The organism is Dyadobacter sp. HNCC25DJ183, from assembly GCF_056895175.1.
This window is the reverse complement of sequence record NZ_JBXHAP010000001.1, coordinates 538,473-560,216: the sequence shown is the minus strand read 5'-3', so window position 1 is coordinate 560,216 and position 21,744 is coordinate 538,473. Positions and strand designations below refer to the sequence as shown.

The 21,744-nt window shown below is 50.0% G+C and carries 17 protein-coding genes; 4 read left to right on the top strand and 13 right to left on the bottom strand.

The genetic code is table 11. The annotated features are described in order from the left end of the window. The first annotated feature begins 2 nt into the window (after positions 1-2). The 3 genes from AC1XTG_RS02295 to thiH are packed head-to-tail and all read left to right on the top strand — an operon-like array spanning position 3 to position 3,071. Positions 3-1,193, top strand: a complete 1,191-nt coding sequence (locus AC1XTG_RS02295; protein ID WP_484840844.1) for a thiamine phosphate synthase — start codon at positions 3-5, stop codon at positions 1,191-1,193. Next, positions 1,187-1,954 carry a thiazole synthase gene (locus AC1XTG_RS02290; RefSeq protein WP_056287412.1) on the top strand — a complete coding sequence of 256 codons (768 nt, stop codon included), beginning with the start codon at positions 1,187-1,189 and terminating at the stop codon, positions 1,952-1,954. Before AC1XTG_RS02295 ends, AC1XTG_RS02290 begins: the two co-directional genes overlap by 7 nt. Further along, positions 1,944-3,071 (top strand): 2-iminoacetate synthase ThiH, encoded by a 1,128-nt coding sequence (gene thiH, locus AC1XTG_RS02285; RefSeq protein ID WP_056287413.1) that lies wholly within the window; start codon positions 1,944-1,946, stop codon positions 3,069-3,071. The genes AC1XTG_RS02290 and thiH overlap by 11 nt, the downstream gene beginning before the upstream one ends. Here thiH and AC1XTG_RS02280 read toward each other — a convergent pair. From AC1XTG_RS02280 to AC1XTG_RS02255, 6 genes are all read right to left on the bottom strand, one after another. Further along, a complete protein-coding gene (locus AC1XTG_RS02280) occupies positions 3,061-4,680 on the bottom strand; it encodes a RagB/SusD family nutrient uptake outer membrane protein (RefSeq protein WP_082489268.1) in 1,620 nt (539 codons plus the stop codon). The genes thiH and AC1XTG_RS02280 overlap by 11 nt on opposite strands. 11 nt (positions 4,681-4,691) lie before the next feature. Then, positions 4,692-8,030, bottom strand: coding sequence for a SusC/RagA family TonB-linked outer membrane protein (locus AC1XTG_RS02275; protein ID WP_484840843.1), 3,339 nt, complete (start codon positions 8,028-8,030; stop codon positions 4,692-4,694). A gap of 45 nt (positions 8,031-8,075) precedes the next feature. Then, positions 8,076-9,071, bottom strand: coding sequence for a FecR family protein (locus AC1XTG_RS02270; RefSeq protein WP_484840842.1), 996 nt, complete (start codon positions 9,069-9,071; stop codon positions 8,076-8,078). Positions 9,072-9,121: 50 nt separating this feature from the next. Beyond that, on the bottom strand, positions 9,122-9,829 hold the full coding sequence (locus AC1XTG_RS02265; RefSeq protein WP_484840841.1) for an RNA polymerase sigma-70 factor: 708 nt from the start codon (positions 9,827-9,829) through the stop codon (positions 9,122-9,124). Between the two features lie 171 nt (positions 9,830-10,000). Beyond that, complete coding sequence (locus AC1XTG_RS02260) at positions 10,001-10,540, bottom strand: RidA family protein (RefSeq protein ID WP_484840840.1); 540 nt, start codon at positions 10,538-10,540, stop codon at positions 10,001-10,003. A 100-nt stretch (positions 10,541-10,640) separates the two neighbouring features. Continuing rightward, complete coding sequence (locus AC1XTG_RS02255) at positions 10,641-12,032, bottom strand: alkaline phosphatase (protein WP_484840839.1); 1,392 nt, start codon at positions 12,030-12,032, stop codon at positions 10,641-10,643. Between the two features lie 219 nt (positions 12,033-12,251). On the opposite strand from AC1XTG_RS02255, the gene AC1XTG_RS02250 reads away from it, so the two are divergent. Then, the gene (locus AC1XTG_RS02250) at positions 12,252-14,042 is read left to right on the top strand and encodes a hypothetical protein (RefSeq protein WP_484840838.1); all 1,791 of its coding nucleotides are present in this window, start codon (positions 12,252-12,254) and stop codon (positions 14,040-14,042) included. A 30-nt stretch (positions 14,043-14,072) separates the two neighbouring features. Here the strand turns inward: AC1XTG_RS02250 and AC1XTG_RS02245 are convergent, their stop codons facing one another. From AC1XTG_RS02245 to AC1XTG_RS02215, 7 genes are all read right to left on the bottom strand, one after another. Beyond that, complete coding sequence (locus AC1XTG_RS02245) at positions 14,073-15,137, bottom strand: response regulator (protein ID WP_484840837.1); 1,065 nt, start codon at positions 15,135-15,137, stop codon at positions 14,073-14,075. Positions 15,138-15,167: 30 nt separating this feature from the next. Then, positions 15,168-16,406, bottom strand: a complete 1,239-nt coding sequence (locus AC1XTG_RS02240) for a PAS domain-containing sensor histidine kinase (protein WP_484840836.1) — start codon at positions 16,404-16,406, stop codon at positions 15,168-15,170. Between the two features lie 108 nt (positions 16,407-16,514). Next, positions 16,515-17,879: an oxygen-independent coproporphyrinogen III oxidase gene (hemN, locus tag AC1XTG_RS02235; RefSeq protein WP_056287432.1), complete on the bottom strand. Its 1,365-nt coding sequence runs from the start codon at positions 17,877-17,879 to the stop codon at positions 16,515-16,517. 122 nt (positions 17,880-18,001) lie between these two features. Continuing rightward, positions 18,002-18,706 (bottom strand): sulfite exporter TauE/SafE family protein, encoded by a 705-nt coding sequence (locus AC1XTG_RS02230; RefSeq protein WP_229238678.1) that lies wholly within the window; start codon positions 18,704-18,706, stop codon positions 18,002-18,004. Between the two features lie 15 nt (positions 18,707-18,721). Next, positions 18,722-19,165: a FixH family protein gene (locus tag AC1XTG_RS02225; RefSeq protein ID WP_056287433.1), complete on the bottom strand. Its 444-nt coding sequence runs from the start codon at positions 19,163-19,165 to the stop codon at positions 18,722-18,724. 143 nt (positions 19,166-19,308) lie between these two features. Continuing rightward, a complete protein-coding gene (gene ccoG, locus AC1XTG_RS02220) occupies positions 19,309-20,643 on the bottom strand; it encodes a cytochrome c oxidase accessory protein CcoG (RefSeq protein WP_484840835.1) in 1,335 nt (444 codons plus the stop codon). Positions 20,644-20,645: 2 nt separating this feature from the next. Then, complete coding sequence (locus AC1XTG_RS02215) at positions 20,646-21,671, bottom strand: c-type cytochrome (RefSeq protein WP_484840834.1); 1,026 nt, start codon at positions 21,669-21,671, stop codon at positions 20,646-20,648. Between the last annotated feature and the right edge of the window lie 73 nt (positions 21,672-21,744).

Below are 21,744 nucleotides of genomic sequence, written 5' to 3'. Positions count from 1 at the left end.
GTATGAAAATCATCATCATATCCCGGCCCGACTTCTTTGAGGACGAAGCAACACGGATCAATGCGCTGTTTGATCAGGGAATGCAGCTGCTGCATTTGCGGAAACCAGATTGTAGCAGGGAAGAGCTCGCCTCACTGCTGCGTGACATCAATCCTGTCAACTATCCAAAGATCGCATTGCACCAGCACCATGAACTCGCAGAGGAGTTTGGTATTAAAAGGCTGCATTTTCCGGAGCAGCTTCGTTTGGCGCAAACAGAAGAATTGCTTCAAGATCAAAAATTACGAGGCTTTACACTCAGTACTTCCATTCACAATCCTGATGAACTGGCATGGTTATCCAATGCATTCAGCTATACGTTTTTAGGCCCGGTTTTCGATAGTATTTCAAAACTGAATTACCGCGCCGCATTGCCGGAGAATTTCAAGCTAGATCGTCTCAGTTTCAAAGGGGAAGTAATCGCAATCGGCGGGATTAATGACTCTAAATTGCAGGCTGTATATCAAATGGGCTTCAATGGCGCCGCACTCCTCGGCAGCATCTGGCTAGATCCCAACAATTCTCTTAACAGAATTGGCAGGCTGCAATTTATTTCTCAGGAGAATGGAGCGATCTCGCATCTGGATAGTATCAGCAGGGCTTTGGAGGCGGGTTGCCGCTGGATACAGCTTCGCGTGAAGAACAAGCCCGAGGAGGAAGTGCTGCAACTCGCCTGGGAAGCTACCCGGCTGTGCGACCGATATGGCGCGAAGCTGATCATCAATGATTTCCCAAGGGTTGCGCAGGCAGTGGAAGCCTACGGGCTGCATCTTGGACTCACGGATATGGCTGTTCCACAGGCGCGTGCATTGGTGGGAAGCCAAATGGTAATCGGCGGCACGGCCAATACCTGGGAAGATATCGTTCTCCGCGTGCAGGAAGGCTGTGACTACATTGGCCTGGGACCATTCCGGTTTACTACTACCAAGCAAAACCTCAGTCCGGTACTTGGGCTGGAAGGTTACATTGCGCTAATGCAAAAAATGGCTGCGGCAGGGTACAACACACCTATTATCGCGATCGGGGGCATTGTTCCTGATGATGTACCGGCCTTGCTCGCAACCGGAGTACACGGTGTCGCTATGTCGTCGGCGCTTCTCAATGTACCTGATCCGCAGGTTATTTTTCACCAAATTCAGAAAGCATTATGTTGAAAATTGCAGATAAAACATTCAATTCCCGCCTTTTTACGGGCACGGGTAAGTTCAGCTCTTCGCAAATCATGGAAGAAGCCCTGCTTGCCTCTGGTTCCGAGCTGGCAACCGTCGCTTTACGGCGCGTGGATATTCATAGTAGCCAGGATGACATTCTCCTGCATTTAAATCATCCCCAAATCAACCTTTTGCCCAATACTTCCGGGGTAAGGACAGCCAGGGAAGCCGTTTTCGCGGCGCAGCTCGCCCGGGAAGCATTGGAGACAAACTGGCTCAAACTCGAAATCCATCCCGATCCCAAGTACCTCATGCCCGATGCTATTGAAACACTGAAAGCGACAGAGGAGCTGGCAAAGCTTGGGTTCGTCATTCTTCCTTACATACACGCCGACCCGGTGCTTTGCAAGCGGCTTGAAGAAGCAGGAGCAGCCGCCGTAATGCCGTTGGGCTCGCCGATAGGCAGTAATAAAGGATTGAAGACGATTGACTTTCTCGAAATCATCATTGAACAAAGCCAGGTACCCGTGGTGATCGACGCGGGAATCGGGGCTCCTTCGGACGCAGCCAGGGCAATGGAGATTGGAGCCGATGCAGTGCTGGTAAATACAGCAATAGCCTCTGCCGGAGATCCGGTACAAATGGCGCGTGCCTTCCGCATGGCCGTAGAGGCAGGCAGAATGGCATTTGAAGCAAAATTAGGAAAACAGGGAAGCCAGGCTTCTGCCAGCAGCCCGTTAACAGCGTTTTTAGATGAGCTTTAAGCAAGTTTTTGAGCAACATCCGTGGGAAGAGGTGAAGGCCAGTATTTACGCAAAAACCGCCTCGGATGTAGAAAAGGCACTTTTATCGGAAAAGCGAACACTGGAAGATTTTAAAGCGCTGATATCTCCTGCTGCTACCGCCTACCTTGAACCTATGGCGCAGCTGAGCCGCAAGCTGACTCAGAAGCGTTTTGGCAAGACTATTCAGATGTACATTCCACTATATCTTTCGAATGAATGTACCAATATCTGTACCTATTGCGGATTCAGTTTGGATAATAAGGTTCGGCGCAGGACACTCTCGGAGGCTGAGATCTTGCAGGAGGCAGAGGTGATCAAAAAGCTGGGCTACGAACATGTGCTGCTGGTAACAGGAGAGGCAAACCAGACTGTTCACGTGGATTATTTCAAAAAAGTGCTGCGCCTGCTGCGGCCACATTTCTCAATGATCTCGATGGAAGTGCAGCCGCTCGACACCGAGGAATATGGAGAGCTGATTCCGCTGGGACTGAATACCGTATTGGTTTACCAGGAAACCTACCACCAGGAAGATTACCGTAAACATCATCCCAAAGGCAAAAAATCCAACTTCCTGTACAGGCTGGAAACACCCGACCGGCTCGGCAAAGCGGGCATTCACAAAATGGGATTGGGTGTGCTGATCGGTTTGGAAGATTGGCGGACAGACAGCTTTTTCACCGCATTGCACCTTCAATATCTTGAAAAAACATATTGGCAAACGCGGTACAGCTTGTCTTTTCCGCGCCTCCGCCCATTCTCCGGCGGACTCGAACCAAAAGTTGAAATGTCGGACAGGGAACTGGTTCAGCTGATTTGTGCCTACCGGATCATGAATGAAGAAGTGGAGCTTTCCCTTTCAACCCGGGAGTCGGAGAAGTTCAGGGACCATTGCATTCAGCTGGGGATTACCTCGATCAGTGCGGGTTCCAAGACCAACCCCGGCGGCTATGCGGTGGAAGCGGGCTCGCTGGAACAATTTGAGATCTCAGACGAACGTTCACCCGGGGAAATCGCCCGGGTGATACGAAACAGCGGCTATGAGCCCGTTTGGAAGGATTGGGATACTTATATGCAGGGCAGTATGGCTAATAGTTAGGATTTTGTCTGATATTCGGATTGGCGAGGATTTCACTTTGGGGAATGGGCCAGAGGTAATCCCTTTGCGGATTGTAGGCCCGTTCCTCTACTTTTACCGCCACGCCCGTTTCCGGGTTTGTAGCGCCGTAAACCTGTCCGTTCATTACTTTATCAACAATCCCCCAGCGCCGGATATCATAGTAGCGCTGTCCTTCAAAAGCCAGCTCGGCCTGGCGCTCGCGGCGGATCAGCTCGCGCATTTTGGCTTGTGAATTATACACCTTAACATCCACATTGGGCATATTGGAACGGTTCCTGACCATATTGATGTACTTCGTCACATCGGGATTGTTCCATTCACCGGACTCAATCAATGCCTCGGCGTAGTTCAGCAATACCTCTGCATACCGGACGATCATAAAGTCCAGCGAGCCACCTCTTGGCTGCCGGTCACGCGGGTCGAGGTACTTCTTGATCCAGTAACCTGTTGCAGTCGACTTCTCCAGACCAATGCGGTCGGGGTTGGTGGGAGAGCTGTTAAACGGATCTACTTTGTAGGTATTGTCAACAAAGTTCTGCCCCGAGAACAGGACTGAAGCTACCAGTCGCGGGTCGCGGTTGTTGCGGTAATTCGGGTTTTTACGGTAAATAGCTAATGAATCAGCCCCGAGTTCGGCCAATGTTTTTCCTTGTCTGGTTTCCCAGTTCTCCACTACTGTGCTGGTTGGCGAAGTGTAAGTTTCTCCGCCAATACCAAAAGGTGCAAACCGCGTCCAGGCAATGCTGGCACCGCCCGGGCGAATCATGATCCGCTCGTTGTTGAGCATTCCCGTGTAGGTAAACAGCTCTGCAAGGTGGTTGGCCCCTGCGGTTTTGCTGGTGTAAAGCTGGTATATGTTCTTATCGATAACAGCTTTGGATGCATTTTTAGCCAACTCAAAATCTTTGTAAAACAATGCAAGCCGCGCGATCAATGTCCAGCAGGCCGAGCTGTTTACCCGCCAGAACTCGTCATTCGTGTAAGTATCCGGCAGGTTCTTGGCGCATTCGGTCAGTTCTGAGATAATGAAATCGTACACTTCCTGTTCGGTATTGCGTGAAAGCGTATTTTCATTGGGTGTAAGTGATTTCGTTACAATGGGAATTGCACCGAAAAACTGGAACAGCTCCATGTGATAGTAAGCCCGCAATGCCCGCGCTTCGTACTTCATGCGCGTTTTCAGGCCCTCGTCCATAAAGCATTTATCAACGTGTTCGAGAAAACGGCTCGCGCGTCGGGTACCCGAGAAGTCGGAACTCCAGAACCAGAGTGCGGTACTCCAGTTACTGTTGTGTACCCCGCGTGTAAATTCCTCATAGGCACCAATGTAGTCGGCCCGGTGTACGGCCTCGTCGCTCAGGCCGGAGATAATCATGATATTGCTCGTATTCAGCGGCATATCGCGACCGTTCGTTCCACCGGGCAATGCATCATAGACGATTTTCAAAGCATCCCGCGCATGCGTTTCCGTTTCCCAGAATTTATCATCTGTTATACCAGTCGGGTGATTTTGGGTCAAAAAATCTTCGCAGCCGGTGAATGCGGTCAGCAGTACCAGCGTCAGGCAGATCCTAGTTATCTGTTTCATATTGGAAGTTGTCAGAATTTTACGTTGATACCCACCGTGTACACTTTCATAATGCCGTAAGTCCATTGGTTACCCAGACTCTCGGGATCCATCAGTTTCATAGGTGTAAAGACGAACGGATTTTGTGCATTCAGGTAAAACCGCGCAGCCGACGCGCCCACCTTCCGCACTGCATTCACAGGCAGGTTGTACCCCAGCTGAATGTATTTCACCCGGCAATAAGCTCCGTTCTGAATCCAGAAATCGGACGAAAGCTTGTTGTTGGCAGGCGTGTTGGACAGCCTCGGGAAACTTGCATTGGTACGTTCGGGAGTCCAGTAGCGCTGCGAATAGTAAATGGTGGGTACACCGCCGTCTGCCGTCTGGTCGAGCGGGTAGGCGAGCATTCCTGTGAGCCGCTGATCGCTTTTGCCGGTACCTTGCACCAGTATTTCGATATCAAATTTCTTGTGCGCCAGCCGCAGGTTGGTAAAGTAGTTGAACATCGGTACCGGATTGCCGATCGCTTCCTGATCCGGCGCGTCGATTTGTCCGTTTCCATTCAGGTCCACATACCGGATATCGCCAGGTTTTGCACCGACTACTGTTGGCAGCAATGGCATTCCTTCACTGTTGAAATCGCTTTCCTGCAGTAGCCCGGCACTGCGGTAGCCGTAAATGCTGCTGATCGGACTGCCTTCCTGGTTAATTGACGTGCTGGTCAGATACGGACCATTTTGCAGTTTGATAATGCGGTTTTTGTTGTACGAGACGCCCGGCTTTACAGACAAATTCCAGTTAGAGCCAAGTTCTTTGAAGTAGTTGAGCGAAACTTCCCAGCCGCGGTTTCTCACCTTTCCTGCATTAATAGGCACATTTCCCATTCCACCCACGTAGGAAACCTGCGGATTGAGGATAATGTCTTTGGTCATCTTGTCATAATAATCGAAGATCAGTTCAAGCGAGTTACCAAACAGTCCGAGGTCGAGGCCAACATCAAAAAGCCCGACGGTTTCCCAGGTGATATCCGGATTGCCCCAGATGTTTTCGTATCCGTTGGTACCCTGCACAAGCGTCTGGTAGCGGTAAAGCCCGATGTTCTCATTTCCCAACAATCCGTACGACGCCCGCACTTTCATGTTGTTGATAAACTTCACGTTTTTCATAAACTCCTCCTGGTGCACATTCCAGCCGATCGCCGTAGAAGGAAAAAAGCCCCATTTGTGCCCCGGGCCGAATTTGGATGAACCATCCGCGCGCGCAGTCGCCTCGATCAGGTACTTGTCTTTGTAAGAATAGTTCAGCTTCGTATAACCCGAAACCATTGTATTTACATCCCATGATCCTGCACTGTTCTTTTCAGTTGAGAACCCGCCAAATGCGTAGAGCCGGTGATCGTTGCGGGTGAAAGTGTAATCCGCATTCGCCGCCAGGTACATGTAAGTAGCTCTTTCAAAAGTGCCCGAGCGCGTTACACCCCAGCTTTGCACAAGCTGGTTGGTGCCGTAGTCGAAGAAGTTGTAAGCATCTGCCACTGAGCGGCGCTGGTCGCTGTTCAGCCGGAAGCTGAATTGTCCTTTGAGATTGAAATCCGGGAAAACTTCCCATTTAGGCTGCATATTGATCATCGCCTGAGCACTTTCAAAGTCGCGGTACCCACCTTTCTCAGCATAGGCCAGCGGATTCACAATGTCTGCATAGCGGCCGTACATGGTCCTGCCGTTTTTTTCAGGGTATTTTGGTAAAATGGTAGGAGGTACCCTGTACACATCTTCCAGTATCCGGTTACCAAAGCCTGAACCTTCGTCGGGCCGGAAGTTGTTGCGGGTATTTCTTTTTATGGCTAACAGATCTACATCAAAAACAAAGCTTTTGTTGACGGTAATGGAGGTATTCGCGCGGATATTAAAACGGTTCATTTTGTTCAGGGGGATCATTCCATCCTGAAACATATAGTTGGCTGTCACCGCAAACCGCGCCAGGTTATTACCGCCGTCAAGTGAGATTGAATGGCTGGTAATGGGTGAGTTTTCCTTCACGATCAGGTCGACCCAATCGGTGTTCGGGTACAGGATAGGGTCGGAGCCGTCCTGGGTTTTGCTGATCACATCCTCGGAGTAAAAAGGCTGGTTACCCGAGTTGACGCGCGCTTCATTGTACATCCGCATGTACTGCGGTGCATCCACAAGCTCCTGCAGGTAAGTAGGGGACTGGCTGCCCACGTACCCGTCGTAAGTCACGCTGATCTTGCCCGGCGTTCCCCTTTTGGTAGTTACCAGGATCACCCCGTTCGCGGCTCTCGCGCCATACATTGCCGAAGCTGCCGCATCTTTCAAAACGGTCACACTTTCTACGGTAACCGGGTCTATGTGGTTCATATCCATGGGGATACCGTCTACCAGGATCAATGGATTGGAGTTGCCGAGTGTACTGATCCCCCTGATCTTGATCGCCGCCGCATCACCGCCCGGCATACCCGAGCTTTGCTGCACCTGCAAGCCGGTTACACCACCTTGCAGCGACTGCGAGAGTGTAGTAATGGGTTTTCCGCTGATTTGCGAAGCTACGTTCAGGGAAGAGATTGAACCGGCAATGTGCTTTTTCTTCTGCTCGGTTTGTCCGACTACAATCGCTTCGTCGAGGCTGGCTACTTCTTCCTGTAATGCGATGATCAGGTTGGAATTGGCAGATTTGGCAAGATGCTCCACGCTCTTGTGGCCTACCATTGAAAATACCAGTATTGCATCCCTGGGAACATCAATAGCGAAGTAGCCGTTTTCGTCCGTCGAAGCACCGTCGGTAGTACCTTTTACAGCGATCGTAACGCCAGGCAGTTCGCGCGGCGGCTCGTGCGTGTCGAATACCTTTCCTTTGATCGTGATATTGTCCGCAGCAATCCGCGCTTTTTCAGGAACCAATGCAGCTGCCGGCTCCGGACGCGCCGGAATGGCTGGAAAAGTTTGCGGCTGCGTTTCTTTCTGCTGCGGGCTCAAAGGCGCAGGTTTCATGAAATCCCTGCTTTTACGCTGGTCAACCAGCACGTAAGTACCCTTTTTTACCTTCAAAAAACCGATGCTTGTGGATTGCAGCAGCGTTTTCAGGTTACTTTCAAAAGATACACCCGAGCGGATCGCATTGCCCGGTAGAAGTACTTCCGGCAATATCTTTTCTTCAAACAGAAGGTCTACGTGGTACCGGTCTTTCAACAGCAGCAGCATGTCTTTCAGCGACATAGCGCGCTGAGGTTCTACGCGTTGCTGGGCCGGGTGACTTTTCAGCTTGGCCAGCAGCTGGCCCGATACCAGGGTAGGTAATGTACTGACTGCAAGCAAAAGGAATAGCCGCCGGACCAAATGTAGTCTTTTATGCATAATCAGTGGGTTGTTTAAGGGTTGGTTAGGATGAAATGGAAAGGATCAGGGAATAGGAATAATCTGTAATTGCTTCTTGGTTTTAACGATTTCAAAGCCGTACATCACCGACATATTGGTCAGCAGCTCCTCGGCACTTTCAGCAGGGAAAGAGCCTGTGGCAGTACGTATAGCCAGGTTTTTGTCGGCAATCTGTACCTGCACGCCAAATACTTCCCGGATACGCTCGGCCACTTCGCTCAGCGGCGTATTATCAAAAATGAAGCGGTGCTGTTTCCATGCAAGCCCGGCTTCGAGCTGGGCGGCGGTCAGCTTTTCTACTTTGATCTTGCCACCGGTGTCAATCGTGGCGCGCTCGCCGGGTACCATTGTGTGCGACTGGCCGCGCGCGGGAGGGGACAACCGTACTTTTCCTTTGTTAAGGACCACATTTGTATGTTTCTCTCGGGTATAAACCGTAAATTCTGTACCGAGCACAGTTACCAGCGCATTGTCCATGGTATGCACCTCAAAAAGCTGGTGATCGGGCAAATGCCTGACCGAAAACTCCGCTTCACCTTCCAGGTACACGTTCCGGTTGGAATTCCCGAAAGTCCAGCGGGGAACGCGCAATACAGAATTCGCATTCAGCGTAACGCGGCTTCCGTCGGCGAGCAGTATGGTGTTTGTTTTACCAAAATCGGCGTGATAATGCGCATATACCAGGTAATCGCGACCCAGCCAGCCGGCAAATGCGGCCAGTAACAATGCAATAACGGCAGCAAAACGGTAGCCTGTAAACGCAGACCGACGGGCCGCAGGTTTCAGATCTCCGGCAGGAGCAGCCTCACGCGGCGTGCGCATATACGCGCTGAAACGTTCCAGCGGCGCGGCGAGCTCCGGATCGTAGAGCGGAAAAGTAGTCTCCCATTCGGCAAGCCAGCTGTAAAACTGCTCACGGGCCGCCTCCGATTGCAGCCATTCTTCAATGAGCTTCTTTTGCAATGGAGAAGTCCGGCCGGCGAAATGTTCGAAAAGGAAGGATTTGTTGATTAATGACATGGCATGGTATGGATAACCTGACTGACAGACAGGCAGGAAGAAGTGATTACCTAAAGACTGGTTATGATATTTTCAAATTCTTTCATCAGGATCCCCGATTGCGCGAGCAGCAGGATTTCGGTCCAGTAATGCCGCAGGCCGCTTCTCAAAATGGAAAGTGCCTTGGCAATGTGGGCTTCAACCGTCCGCGTGGAAAGATTAAGCTCTGCTGCGATCTCCTTGCCGGCTTTTCCTTCGAAACGGTTCATGATGAATACCTTCTGGCATTGGGGCGAGAGGCTGGTTACCAGCGTATTTACCTGCTGATAAAGCTCTTCGTACTGCATGATCTTCTCGGGCAGAATGGAATGGACGGGATCGTTTTCACCGATCGCATCGAGCGACAGCGTTTTGTTCTGCTCTTTTTGGAGGTAATTAAAGCAGCGGTTTCGCACCGCACCGAACAGGTAAGCGCCGAAAGACGAATGCACGGTGTGGTAGGATTCGTTGTCCCAGAAATTGCAGAAGATCTCGGCGACAATATCCTCAGCAATGTCTTTGGAATAAACAAAACGCACCGCGTGGCTGCACATCGGCTTGTAGTATCGCTGAAAAAGCAACTCACAACCCTTCTGCACGTCGGTTTCAAAGGTTTTCCGGATGAAGAACTCGCCGTCAGACAGCCCGCCTCCGTTGCCTGCACGCGCAGCCGCATTGCCCGTCGCAAAACGGCTGCTTTCTTCGTCTTCTGAATGATCCGGCCTGGTAAATCCACCCATATTGCAATGATTTGGCTCTGTATTGATATGACAGACAGCCAAAACTAATTACCTAGCCGCTCACGAAATATTTTTCTGTAAAATCATTTTTTGCCCGAAAGCAGCTTGCCCGCCTTTAATGCAAACGCCCGGATCGCAGACCCGGGCGTTTTGAAAAGTATATACAGCTGGTTAGGGAGCCACTTCCACGATCATTTCAATCTCCACCGCAATACCCGAAGGGAGCGATGCTACACCAACAGCCGAGCGGGCATGCTTGCCGCTTTCACCAAAAACCTCGACCATAAAATCGGTAAAACCATTGATTACCTGCGGCTGCTGTGTGAGTGAAGGCGCTGAATTGACCATTCCGAGTACTTTAACAACTCGTTTAATCTTATTCAAATCACCGATTTCGTATTTCAGGGAAGCCAGCAGCGCGATACCACAAAGTTTGGCAGCTTCTTTTCCCTGCTCCACCGTCAGGTCATCGCCCACTTTGCCGAGGATCTGTCCGCCACCGGGCTTGTCTGGTCCGTGGCCTGACAGGTACACCAGGTTGCCCACGCGGACAGCACGCAGCAGGTTACCTTTGGAAGCATTCAGCTTGGGCAGGGTAATGCCCATTTCTGTCAGCTTCTTCTCCACGTCGGGGCGTGACTGCGCGAATGAGGGACTTGCAAATACGGCCAGTATAAAGGCGAGGATAATTTTGGAAGCGGTTTTTGACATGATCAACAATTAAGATGTGATCGTCAAAAATAGCCCGTTTTATGCTTCAAACATAAAAAAAGCCGCACTTCTGGTGAAATGCGGCCGGTATTAATGCATTTTAAACTTTTGCTATTCCTGTTTTTTCAAGCATAAAGTTGTGCAGTTCTGTGTTATGTACGAAAGGTATCAGCGCTTCGCTGCCGGGACCGAACATGGCGAGTTCCACATAATCAGCGGAATGGTCCATTCCGGCCCAGCCGACTCCGGTATAGCTGCTCTGGATAGCGCCGAGCTCCCGGAAAAGCTTCTTATTGGTGATATAGAGTCCTTTTTCGTTTTTATCACCCAACAATCCGATCAGTTTTTCAGCTTCCGCCTGCTTGATCGCGTACCCTTGTGCGAACTCAATGCGCTCGGTGAGCTGTGCGGCCGTTGGGATTTCTTTCAGGTCACCCAGGATCCAGTTGTTGGTATGTCTGAATTTTTGAAAAAGATCAAATTGCTTGTCGCTGCCGAACAATCCGGGATTTCCATTGCCGTGATCTGTGGTGATGATCACGAGTGTTTCCTTGTCTTTTGCGGCAAAATCGAGTGCCACTTTAATCGCCTCGTCAAATGCGATCTGATCGTAGAGCAAACCGGCCGCATCATTTGAATGCGCAGCCCAGTCTACCTTGCCGCCTTCAATCTGGATCGCAAATCCTTTCGGGTTTTTGGAAACCAGTTCAAGCGTTTTTGCCGTCATTTCTGCAAGGGTAGGTACTTTTCGTTGAAGGTCCTTATTCTCGAACGTGTCGAGGGAATAGGGAAGTGCGCCTTCGCAGTAAATACCGAGAATGGGCTTTTGAATGTTATTGAGCGCCTGCATCGCATTGCGGTCACGGGCGACGGTGTAACCCGCTTTTGTGTAATCTGCAAAAAGGTCGGCTTTGTCTTTGCGCTTTTCTCCTGAAAAGAACTCTGCGCCTCCGCCCATCATCACGTCAAATTTGAGATCTAGGTATTGCGACGCGATTTCCGATTCGTCTCCCCGCGATTTGTTATTAATGCAAAAACCCGCCGGCGTCGCGTGGGTGATCGTCACTGAAGTAACACAGCCTACCGACTTGCCTGCCTCCTTGAATTTTTGAAGAATGGGCTTATTGAAGCTGCCGTCGGCATTCACATTCAGGTTTCCGTTCGGTACTTTTTTGCCGCCGCCCCAGGCGGAGCTGCCTGCTGCTGAGTCGGTTACTAACGCATTGGAAGAAGAAGTTTCCATGAATGCGCGGCTGCCGGTTTGTTCAAGGTACAGCTTCATCCAGCTGGTATCGCGCCCTTCTTTGCGTTTGAGCAACAGGTCGGCCATATTCAGCGTACCGGTACTCATACCGTCGCTGACCATGAAGATGATATTCCTGGCTATGCTGCCTTTCTTAATGGGAGCCGAAGTTTTGCTATTGCCGCCGAACAATGCTGGACCAGCCAAAAGTGCCGCCGAGCTGTTTGTAAAAAAATCCCTTCTTTTCATTTCCTGAGTGAATGTAAATGCATTGGCTACAATGCGTCAACGCAGCCGCAAAGGACGGATTTGAATGTAAACAGAAGCTAAATGGGCGATTATGGATTTGTTAAGATTTTCAAACTGATCTTTTTCATATTTCGACGCGATACTGGTCAGGTTTCGGGAAGGCGAATGCGCCTAGTTTTGACTTTGGGATTTTATCAGAATTTTATCCAAAGTCAAACAATGCATACATTCCATATTCCCGTTCTCGGGTTAGGTTATTCGGTGGATACACCGGCCAAAGTCGCGCATTACGGCATTTCGTCAGTTGCTTCAATTGTCGACGACGAGATGATCGAGCGCATGCGCAGGTTTCATTCGCTCCAAAACAACGAGGTTTATACGCCTATCAAGAAGGATGAGCCTGATTTCAGGAGCCGCCGCATCACGGAATACCTCAATCTGCTCGACAGGATCGTCAACAGGAAATTCAACGATCTCCGCCATTCGCCTTTTGAGAACGGAACAGAAATCACCCGCTACTTTACCCTGCTGCCCGATACCGCTCCGCTCAAACTGCTGTACCTGCAAATGCTGGCCACAGAAAACCCGGCCGAACGTGCTGAAATGGAAGAACAGCTTCGAAACGGCCTGGTCAAAGGCGCGATTGATGTGAATATCATGTCCAAGGTCGACAAGCTGAACAAGGATGTATACGGCGAAAAGCTTCCTGACCAATTTTCTGACGCGTCGGCTGCATTGCGCGGTTTTGCCAACAGCAACCTCAATGCATCGCTCGTACTTTCGGCCGGCATGAACCCGAGGTTGTACAATTACCTGGATCAGTTTGATGTTTTTCTGCCCGATACCGATGGGAATTTTGGTAAAAGGATCATTCTGAAAGTCAGTGATTTTCGCTCTGCATTGATCCAGGCCAAGTACCTCGCCAAAAAAGGAATATGGATTTCGGAGTTCCGGATTGAGTCTGGGCTGAATTGCGGCGGCCACGCGTTTGCTACCGATGGTTATCTTCTCGGGCCTATCCTCGAAGAGTTCAAAGAGAAAAGGCAGGAGCTTATCGACGAACTTTTTGGCTTGTACCAAAATGCGCTTTTAGCAAAGGATATTAAGCTAACCAATGCGCCTGCACTTCGCATTACCGTTCAGGGTGGAATCGGAACGGCGAAGGAAGACAGCTTTTTGCTTGAACATTACCAGGTAGATGCTACCGGCTGGGGCAGCCCCTTCTTACTTGTTCCCGAGGCGACCAATGTGGATCAGGAAACTCTGCGTAATCTCGCGGGTGCCGATGAGTCAGACTATTATGTAAGCAATTCTTCCCCGCTGGGTGTTTTGTTTAATAATTTCAGAAAGAGCAGTTCTGAAAAGCAGCGACTGGAAAGGATTGCGAAAGGCAGGCCGGGAAGTCCGTGTACCAAGAAGTACCTCGTGTCCAATACCGAATTCACCCAGGAACCTGTTTGCACCGCCTCGCGTGAGTATCAGAATTTGAAAATCAAGCAATTGAAATCCCTGAACCTGCAGGAAAGTGAATACCAGGAGCAATTCAATGCAGTTACCGAGAAAGTATGTCTGTGCGACGGACTGAGTACCGGCACGCTGATCAAGCATGGTTTGCTGGGCGCGAGAGAAAACCACGGCGTTGCGATTTGTCCCGGCCCCAACCTGGCCTGGTTCTCTGAGGTGGCTTCGCTCGACGAAATGGTGGCGCATATCTATGGCAAGATCAACCTGCTGTCCCACGTAGCCCGGCCGAATATGTTTATCAATGAGCTCAATTTATATGTGACGCATTACCGGAAAGACGTGGAACTGCACCTCCGCAACTTCACTGACAAAAAGCAAAAATACCTGACCAGGTTCCGCGAACAGTTGCTGGCAGGTATCGATTATTACAAAACCCTGATCCCGCAAATGCAGAATCAGGATGAAGCTTATCGTGCGGAAATGTTAAGGCAATTGACGGAAATTGAATCCGGTTTGACGGTTGCTGAACTCGCGATCTGCGCCTGAGAAGTTCAAATGCGCAGCTGGACCAAAAGTCTAGTTGCGCATTCTTGCCAATTTTTCGTACTCAAAAACAGTGATCAGGCTTCCTTTCATATCGATCAGCTTTTCCTCTTTGAAATCTGATAAAGTCCTGATCACCGTTTCAGTGGCAGTACCTACAATGGAAGCAATGTCTTCACGGGTGATGGACATGGAAAATGGTTTCGATTTATCTTCCTGATAACGCTGCACCAGCATCACCAGCGCCTGCGCCACCCGCTTTCTCACCGAGTTATATGCCAGTTGCAGCAAACGGTCTTCCCGGTCTTTGATCTCGTTCGAGAGCATTTTGATAAACTTAGAAGATACCTCGCGGTTGGCCTGCAACAGGTTGAAAAAGTCATCTTTGGGGATCATGGAAAGCTCCGATTCTTCGAGGCAAATGGCGGTTTCCTGGTAAGGTTCGCCCTGTAAAAGATCGAGGTAACCGAAGAAATCGCCCTCTTTGTACAAATCGGTAATGTACTCTTTACCACTGCCGTTCGATTTATAGGACTTCACTTTTCCTTTCCTGAGAAAGTAGATATTAGAAGGATAGCTGCCTTCGGTGTAGATAGTATCCTTCTTTTTCAGCGTTCTCGTTTTCTTATCCTCGGCCAGTTTCGCGATCATATCAAAAGCCTGCGCGTCCTCGATAAACTGGTCCAGTCCACTGGCTGAACGCTCGAACTGGCGTTTGAGCCGCTCGCTCTTCTGCAGTCGCATTTCTACGATGTTGAGCAGCTCAATGTCGTCGTAAGGTTTGGTGAGGTAATCGTCGGCGCCCATTGTCATGCCTTTCCGGTAATCCTCTTTCTCGGCTTTGGCAGTGAGGAAAATGAATGGGATATTGGCCGTTTTCTCATTTTTGCTGAGCATGTGCAGCACGCCGTAACCGTCGAGCTCGGGCATCATGATATCGCAAATGACCATATCCGGGCCAAATTCGGCTGCAACCTGCACACCTTCTTTCCCGTTTTTCGCGGTAACTACCTTATAGTTAGCGAGTTCGAGGATCTCGGCCGTATTCTCCCGCATTTCGGGATTGTCTTCAATCAGTAATATCTTTTTGGTTTCCAATTTGCGTCAGTTTCAATGATTCAGATTCACTTACAGGGAAATGGACTTTGATTTGGCAGGTACCAGGTTAGGCAAAGTCACTACAAAGGTAGTACCTATACCCACTTCACTCGAAAAGGAGACTGTCCCGCCCATTAAGTCCACGTATTTGCTTACGATATTCAGCCCGAGGCCGGTTCCTTGTACGGTACCTGCATTCTGCGCACGGAAAAACCGGTCGAAAACGTTGGACTGGTCAGCCAGAGGTATGCCTATGCCCTGGTCTTTCACTTCGATCACCACGGATTCACTATCTGCTTTGATATTCAGGCTGATCATCTTTCCGGGCTCGGAGTATTTCACCCCGTTGGAAAGCAGGTTGAACAGAATGTTGCGTAAAAGCTGCTTGTCAAGCCAAACTTCCGCATTCCCGGTGAGCTGAAATTGAATTTGCTGACCTTCCTTGCAGAGTCCCTGCATTTCCTCCACCAGCGTGTTGCCAAATGCAGCGAGGTTCACTTCCACAGGAACAATGTGCACGTGGCCCTCTTCCAGCTTGCCGATGGACAGGAAATCATTCAGTATCTCGGTGAGGTTGGTCACCGCGGACTTGATCCGCTGCACGTGTTTATGTCTTTTTTCCTCCTCCTCAGTGGTAGTATACCGGCTGATGAGCGAGGCGGAGGACAGAATGGTGGCCAGCGGCGTACGAAACTCGTGCGAAGCGATGGTCACAAACTGGCTTTTCATATTATTCAGCTCCTTTTCCTTCTTCAATGCCCGGAGCACTTCTTCCTGCGATTCCTCGATCTTCTGCAAGGCATTCGCCAGTTCTTTCGTTCTCAGTTCCACACGTTCTTCGAGTTCCGCGTTCAGTTTTTGTATTTCAAGGTTTGCGTCAATAATGCGCTTTTCCTGTTTTTTTCGCTCGGTAATATCCACGATAAAGCTCACCACAAACTCGCCCACACTCGTTTTGAATGGGCTCAGGCTAACCTCCACCGGAAATTCGCTGCCGTCGTGCCGCTTTGCAAACAGGTCCATCAAATGTCCCATTCCGCGCGCCTTGGGTTCTTCCAGGTATTCATTGCGGTAGCCCACATGGTTTTTGCTGTACCGCTGCGGAATCAATGCTTCTATCTTTTTGCCGATCAATTCCGTGTCCGCATAACCGAACAGCTCGCGCGCTTTCGGGTTCAGCATGACGATTGTTCCGGTCTTGTCCACTACCACAATGCCCTCCGTCGCGTGTTTGAACAGCGCGTCGAGCATTTCAATATGCCTTGTCATCACCTTGGTCTGAGTTAAGATATCGCTATCAAACATAAAAAAGGCAAATTACAAAAGTGAGCGAACAAGGTGGCATTGTAATATACTGAATGATGTTTTCGGGAAAATTCAGACGGTCTGGCTAAACAGGTCGGCTTCCGGCTTTTTGGCCCAGAGCCGCGCGTCAAATGCCATGCAAATGTTTCTGACAAAGGGTTTTCCCTTTTCCGTAACCTTCAAATGCAAGGGTGTAAATTCAACCAGCTCATCAAATTCCATTTCGGAAAGGCGCTCGGCTGCGAGAAAAATTTCATTGCAAACTTCACTGGATTGGGTCCAGGATGTTTCAAATTCGGTCATTAACCTCAATATATGGCGGCGCAGGATCAGGTCTTCGCGGGAAAGCGCGTGTCCCTTTGTAATAGGCAGCTCACCTGCGTCGATCCTTTTATAGTAATCTTCAATTTTCTTCTCATTCTGCACATATCCCCACCAGCTGTCGCTGATCGACGATGCACCCAAACCGATCAGCAGCTGCGTGCGCGTATCGGTATAACCCATGAAATTCCGGTGCAGCCTGCCTTCCTGCTGGGCTTCGTAAAGGCTGTCGGTTGGCAATGCAAAATGGTCCATTCCAATATCCTTGTATCCGATCAGTTCCAGCGCATTCCGGCCGGTTTCGTAAATCGCCATTTTCTTGTCCGGATCGGGCAGGTCGGCTTCGGTGTATTTGCGCTGTCCCGGTTTGATCCAGGGCACGTGGGCGTAGCTGTAAAATGCAATGCGGTCGGGACGGAGCTGTATCACTTTCAGCATTGTTTCCATCATGTAACACGATTTCTGCAACGGTAATCCGTACACGATATCGTAGTTAACCGAAGTATAGCCAATCTCGCGCGACTTGATAGTAAGGTGCTTTACCTGTTCGTAAGTCTGCTGGCGGTTGATTACAGCGAGCACGAGCGGGTTAAAATCCTGCACACCAATGCTGATCCTTCTGAAACCTACTTCATACAAGGTTTGCAGATGTTCGTCCGTGGTATTGCCGGGGTGCGCCTCAAAGCTGAACTGCGCATCCGGGTGCACTTCCGCATTTGCGAGCACACCGAGTATCAGCTTCCGAAGGTTTTCAGGGCTGAAAAAAGTAGGGGTACCGCCGCCCAGGTGCAATTCGCGGATCACAGGTTTTTCGTCCCCGAAAACAGAAAAGTACATTTCCCATTCTTTCAGTACAGCCTGGATGTATTTTGCTTCAACGGCGTGGTTGATAGTAATTCTGGTGTTGCAGCCGCAGTACGTGCAGAGGCTTTCGCAAAACGGAAGGTGTATATAGATGCTGATCCCTTCTTTTTTGTTCGAAACAGCAAATGAATCTTTGACGAAGTTCATCCATTCAGCCTGGGTTGGCGGCGTTTCCTGCCAGTAGGGAACAGTAGGGTAGCTGGTATATCTTGGCCCTGCCGTATTGTATTTGAAAAGCAAATCCTTATCCATGACAAGTTGTTTTTTTCCTGATTGATTGCCTATCAAAATTAGGAGGGCGGCCCGGGCAAAAACATGACGAATGTCAGTTGCGCGACTAACCTTTGCCAGTCTGCGCTGTATTTTGCAAGGCGCTACTTACCGTGACAAACCGGAATTTCGGACTTGTTCTGCTTGGAAGTGGGGTAATCGATTGTAAGACCACGGGCGATGAGCCAGATGCCGGCAATGGCGATCATAATGGGGGTAATCTGATGTAATCTCGTTCTGACCGTGCTGCTGATCCTGTTTTTGAAAATACCCACGAGCATCATCGCAGGGAAGGTACCCAGTCCGAAAAGCAGCATGTACATGGCGCCGCCGGTAAAGCTGCCCGTCGCGACAGAGCTGACCAGCGCGAGGTATACGAGGCCGCAGGGAAGCAGCCCGTTCAGCAAGCCGAGTATCAGCCGGCCTTTCAAGCGGTTGTTCCTGATCACTTTTGACATATTGCTCCGGATCCTGCCCACCCATTGCTGCCAGAACAAAGGAACGTGCATGGCTGCATTCAGGCGCGCGGGCCAGATCATGTAAGTCAGCATCAATGCGCCTGCGAATACGGACAAATATTTGAGATAACCCAAAAAGGCGAGGGAAGTACCAAACAGTCCGATAACAGCTCCCAGCGCCGCATAAGTAAGTATCCGGCCCAGGTTGTAGACGATCAATGCCGTAAGCTGCCGCCATTTACTGCCGCCCTGAACGGGCAATGCGAGCGCAATCGGCCCGCACATACCAATGCAGTGAAAGCTGCTCATAAAGCCCATTGTCAATGCCAGATAGGGAAGTGCGGGGTTCATGATTTGTCTTTGGTTTTAATGCCGGATAGAAACGGTGCCTTCGTCCCAATAGGTCTGCCCGCTGCTTTTCCAGTCGATCTGCAGTTGGTAGCTGCCGTCTTTTACACTTGATGCCGGGATCAGCTGCGTGTGGTTTTTTGCACTGACCTGAATAGTCAAGTCATGATTCTCATCGGCCGGACAGTACAGCCTGATCTTTCCTGAAAGCGCCGAGTCGGGAATGGATTGGGGGTAGTAAATAGAGATACCCTCCTCGGAAACGTGCCAGCTAACCTGCTGCCGCAATGCAGCACTGCGTTCACGCTTGTCGATCTTCTCCTGAAAGCTGAGTTCTTCTTCGTAATATTTGTCGGTTACAAGGTCCACCTTCTGGCTCATGCTCATAGTCACAAGCACAATGATCATGGCCACAAAGCCAAGATAAAGGGTTACAATAGCGGTAGCGTAGTTGATTTTCATGGTTTTTTGGCTGTTAGCTGTTAGCTGTCGACAATCGGCTTTTAGCTGTTAGTGTTTTTTTCTCTTGTTTCAAATATTCGAAGTCGGACCAGACTGTAATCGTTTGAAGCCGACGGCCGAAAGCCGAAAGCCGACAGCCAAATCTACCTTCCCAAAAACATCGTCTCAAACCCTTCCAGCTGCTTTCCGTTCTGATAGACTGCCAGTGAGAGTTTTGTCTTTCTTTGGGTGATTGCTGATTTTGGCATGTTGATGAATACGGTTCCTTCGGACATTCCGGCGGGCTGTAAGGTGAGGTCGGGGTTGCCGGCGAAGATTAGTTTTCCAGCCGGGTCTTTCAGTTTGATCGTCGGTTTGATCAGTTTGTTTGTTTTGTTAAAAATCTTGAAAGTGTACAGGTTGCTGATGGTTCCGTCCTGGTTCTCAATGTACTGGGTACCCGGCGCGCGCAGCAGGCTGGTTTGCGTATCGCTTCTTGAAGCAACCATAAAGCCCAGTCCCGACCAGAGTACGAGCAATATCGCGGCATAGCCGATTACCCTCGGCGTGATTAGTTTTCTGGTCTTGTTTTCAATTGCATTCTCGGAAGTGTACCGGATCAATCCCTTTTCAAAACCCACTTTGTCCATGATCGAATCGCAGGCATCAATGCAGGCAGTACAGTTGACGCATTCCATTTGTAGCCCGTTACGGATATCAATGCCGGTCGGGCAAACTGCTACGCACTGATGGCAATCAATACAGTCTCCGATTGTGCGTTCCTGGTTTTTGTGCAACTTACCCCTTTGTTCCCCACGCTCGTGATCGTAAGCTACCGCAATGGTATTACGGTCGATAAACACGCTTTGCAGGCGGCCGTAAGGGCATACTACCGTACAAGCCTGCTCGCGGAGCCACGCGAAGTTGAAATAGAATACGGCGGTAAATGCTACAATGCCGGCGAACAGGGTAAGGTGATCTTCCAGCGGTTCGGAAATTACTTTTGAAAGCTCATCCACACCCAGTACATAGGAAAGCAGCAGGTTGGCAATCAGGAAGGATATGACCAGAAAAAGGAAGTACTTGGTCCCTTTTTTGATGATTTTATCCGAAGTCCAGGGTGCTTTGTTCAGCAGCTTCTGCTTGGTGGCATCACCTTCGATCGCATATTCGATCTTGCGGAAAACCATTTCCATGAACACTGTCTGAGGACAAGCCCAGCCGCACCATAACCGGCCGAACACCGTCGTAAAAAGTACGATAAATACCATGAACGACAACATCATCAAACCAAACAACCAATAATCCTGGGGCCCGATGAAGATTCCGAAAATGATGAATTTTCTTTCCAAAACATTCAGCAGCAGCACAGGCTGGCCGTCTATTTTCACAAAAGGCATGGCAAAAAGCAATACAAGTATGCCGATTGTGAACCAGGTGCGGCGGGTTTGCCACTTACCTGTCGGTTTTTGCGGATAAATCCATTCGCGGGCTTCCATAATCAGTTAGTTGCAACCTGCTCGTCCGAGATCATCTCGCCTTGCGGCTCTTTCGGATTGGCTGGTTTGGTACCTTTTAAAGTCAGCACGTAGCTGGCTACTTTTTGAATATCTGTGGGTGAAAGCTGTTTTTCCCAGGAGATCATCCCTTTTTCGGGAACACCGTACTTGATCACTTTGAACAGGTTCTTAATGCCGCTTCCGTGCAGCCAGTATGCGTCGGTGAGGTTAGGGCCCACAGAGCCACCACCGTCCACACCGTGGCAGGCGGTACATTTCTCCTGGAAGATAGCCTTGCCTTGTTCCACCACAGGCGCTTCTGTCAGCTGGGTCACTGTGTTTTCGTCCAGTGAGGCGCCCACTTTTTCCATGTAAGCCTTTTTCTCAACCTCCGCCTGCGCAATTTCCTTATCAAGTTCTGTGAGCTGCTTGTCACCCAGTCCGCCGAAGTAAAATGCCGCGTATGCAACACCCACGACGATCGTTCCCAGGAACAGTGACTGCAACCAGGGCGGCATGCGGTTATCCAGTTCCTGGATGCCGTCGTAATCGTGCCCGTCAATGAGAATGTGTTTCTCGTCGCCGATCGAAACGCCCATTCCGGCGAACTTCTTCCACCAGCTGGTAGCATCCGCTTTTGCGGCAGCTTCGGGATTTTTGATCCTGTTTACTTTTTGTAAAAGCGAGATCGCATTGCCCAATGTGACTACAACAAGGACAGCGATGAACACGAGCACGCCGAGCAGCACGATCAGCAGGATTTCCATTCCTGAAATTGCCCGGATTTCATCCACCGGCGCTGCTGCCGAAGCAGTAGTCTGGATCAGGAAAAAGAACAATGCAGACAAGATCCCCTTCCGTACCACGCCATCCTGCAACGGGATACTTTCCATTTTGGACAACGATTTCTTATCGATCCTGAAAACAAAAATCAGGAGTGCGAGGAAGAAGACGAAGAATATAACCAGCGAGATCATCGGATAAATGCCGATCCCGGCTATGGTTTCAAGGTAAGTTCTGAATTTCATTTTGAGTCAGTAATTGAATTTTGAATGACTGAATGAGCGAGTTAGTGAATGATCAGCTTTGTCACCCTGACCG

Coding starts and splice junctions, on each gene's coding strand:
- AC1XTG_RS02295 (WP_484840844.1), top strand. CDS start 3: ATGAAAATCATCATCATATCCCGGCCCGACTTCTTTGAGGACGAAGCA.
- AC1XTG_RS02290 (WP_056287412.1), top strand. CDS start 1,187: ATGTTGAAAATTGCAGATAAAACATTCAATTCCCGCCTTTTTACGGGC.
- thiH (WP_056287413.1), top strand. CDS start 1,944: ATGAGCTTTAAGCAAGTTTTTGAGCAACATCCGTGGGAAGAGGTGAAG.
- AC1XTG_RS02280 (WP_082489268.1), bottom strand. CDS start 4,680: ATGAAACAGATAACTAGGATCTGCCTGACGCTGGTACTGCTGACCGCA.
- AC1XTG_RS02275 (WP_484840843.1), bottom strand. CDS start 8,030: ATGCATAAAAGACTACATTTGGTCCGGCGGCTATTCCTTTTGCTTGCA.
- AC1XTG_RS02270 (WP_484840842.1), bottom strand. CDS start 9,071: ATGTCATTAATCAACAAATCCTTCCTTTTCGAACATTTCGCCGGCCGG.
- AC1XTG_RS02265 (WP_484840841.1), bottom strand. CDS start 9,829: ATGGGTGGATTTACCAGGCCGGATCATTCAGAAGACGAAGAAAGCAGC.
- AC1XTG_RS02260 (WP_484840840.1), bottom strand. CDS start 10,540: ATGTCAAAAACCGCTTCCAAAATTATCCTCGCCTTTATACTGGCCGTA.
- AC1XTG_RS02255 (WP_484840839.1), bottom strand. CDS start 12,032: ATGAAAAGAAGGGATTTTTTTACAAACAGCTCGGCGGCACTTTTGGCT.
- AC1XTG_RS02250 (WP_484840838.1), top strand. CDS start 12,252: ATGCATACATTCCATATTCCCGTTCTCGGGTTAGGTTATTCGGTGGAT.
- AC1XTG_RS02240 (WP_484840836.1), bottom strand. CDS start 16,406: ATGACAAGGCATATTGAAATGCTCGACGCGCTGTTCAAACACGCGACG.
- hemN (WP_056287432.1), bottom strand. CDS start 17,879: ATGGATAAGGATTTGCTTTTCAAATACAATACGGCAGGGCCAAGATAT.
- AC1XTG_RS02230 (WP_229238678.1), bottom strand. CDS start 18,706: ATGAACCCCGCACTTCCCTATCTGGCATTGACAATGGGCTTTATGAGC.
- AC1XTG_RS02225 (WP_056287433.1), bottom strand. CDS start 19,165: ATGAAAATCAACTACGCTACCGCTATTGTAACCCTTTATCTTGGCTTT.
- ccoG (WP_484840835.1), bottom strand. CDS start 20,643: ATGGAAGCCCGCGAATGGATTTATCCGCAAAAACCGACAGGTAAGTGG.
- AC1XTG_RS02215 (WP_484840834.1), bottom strand. CDS start 21,671: ATGAAATTCAGAACTTACCTTGAAACCATAGCCGGGATCGGCATTTAT.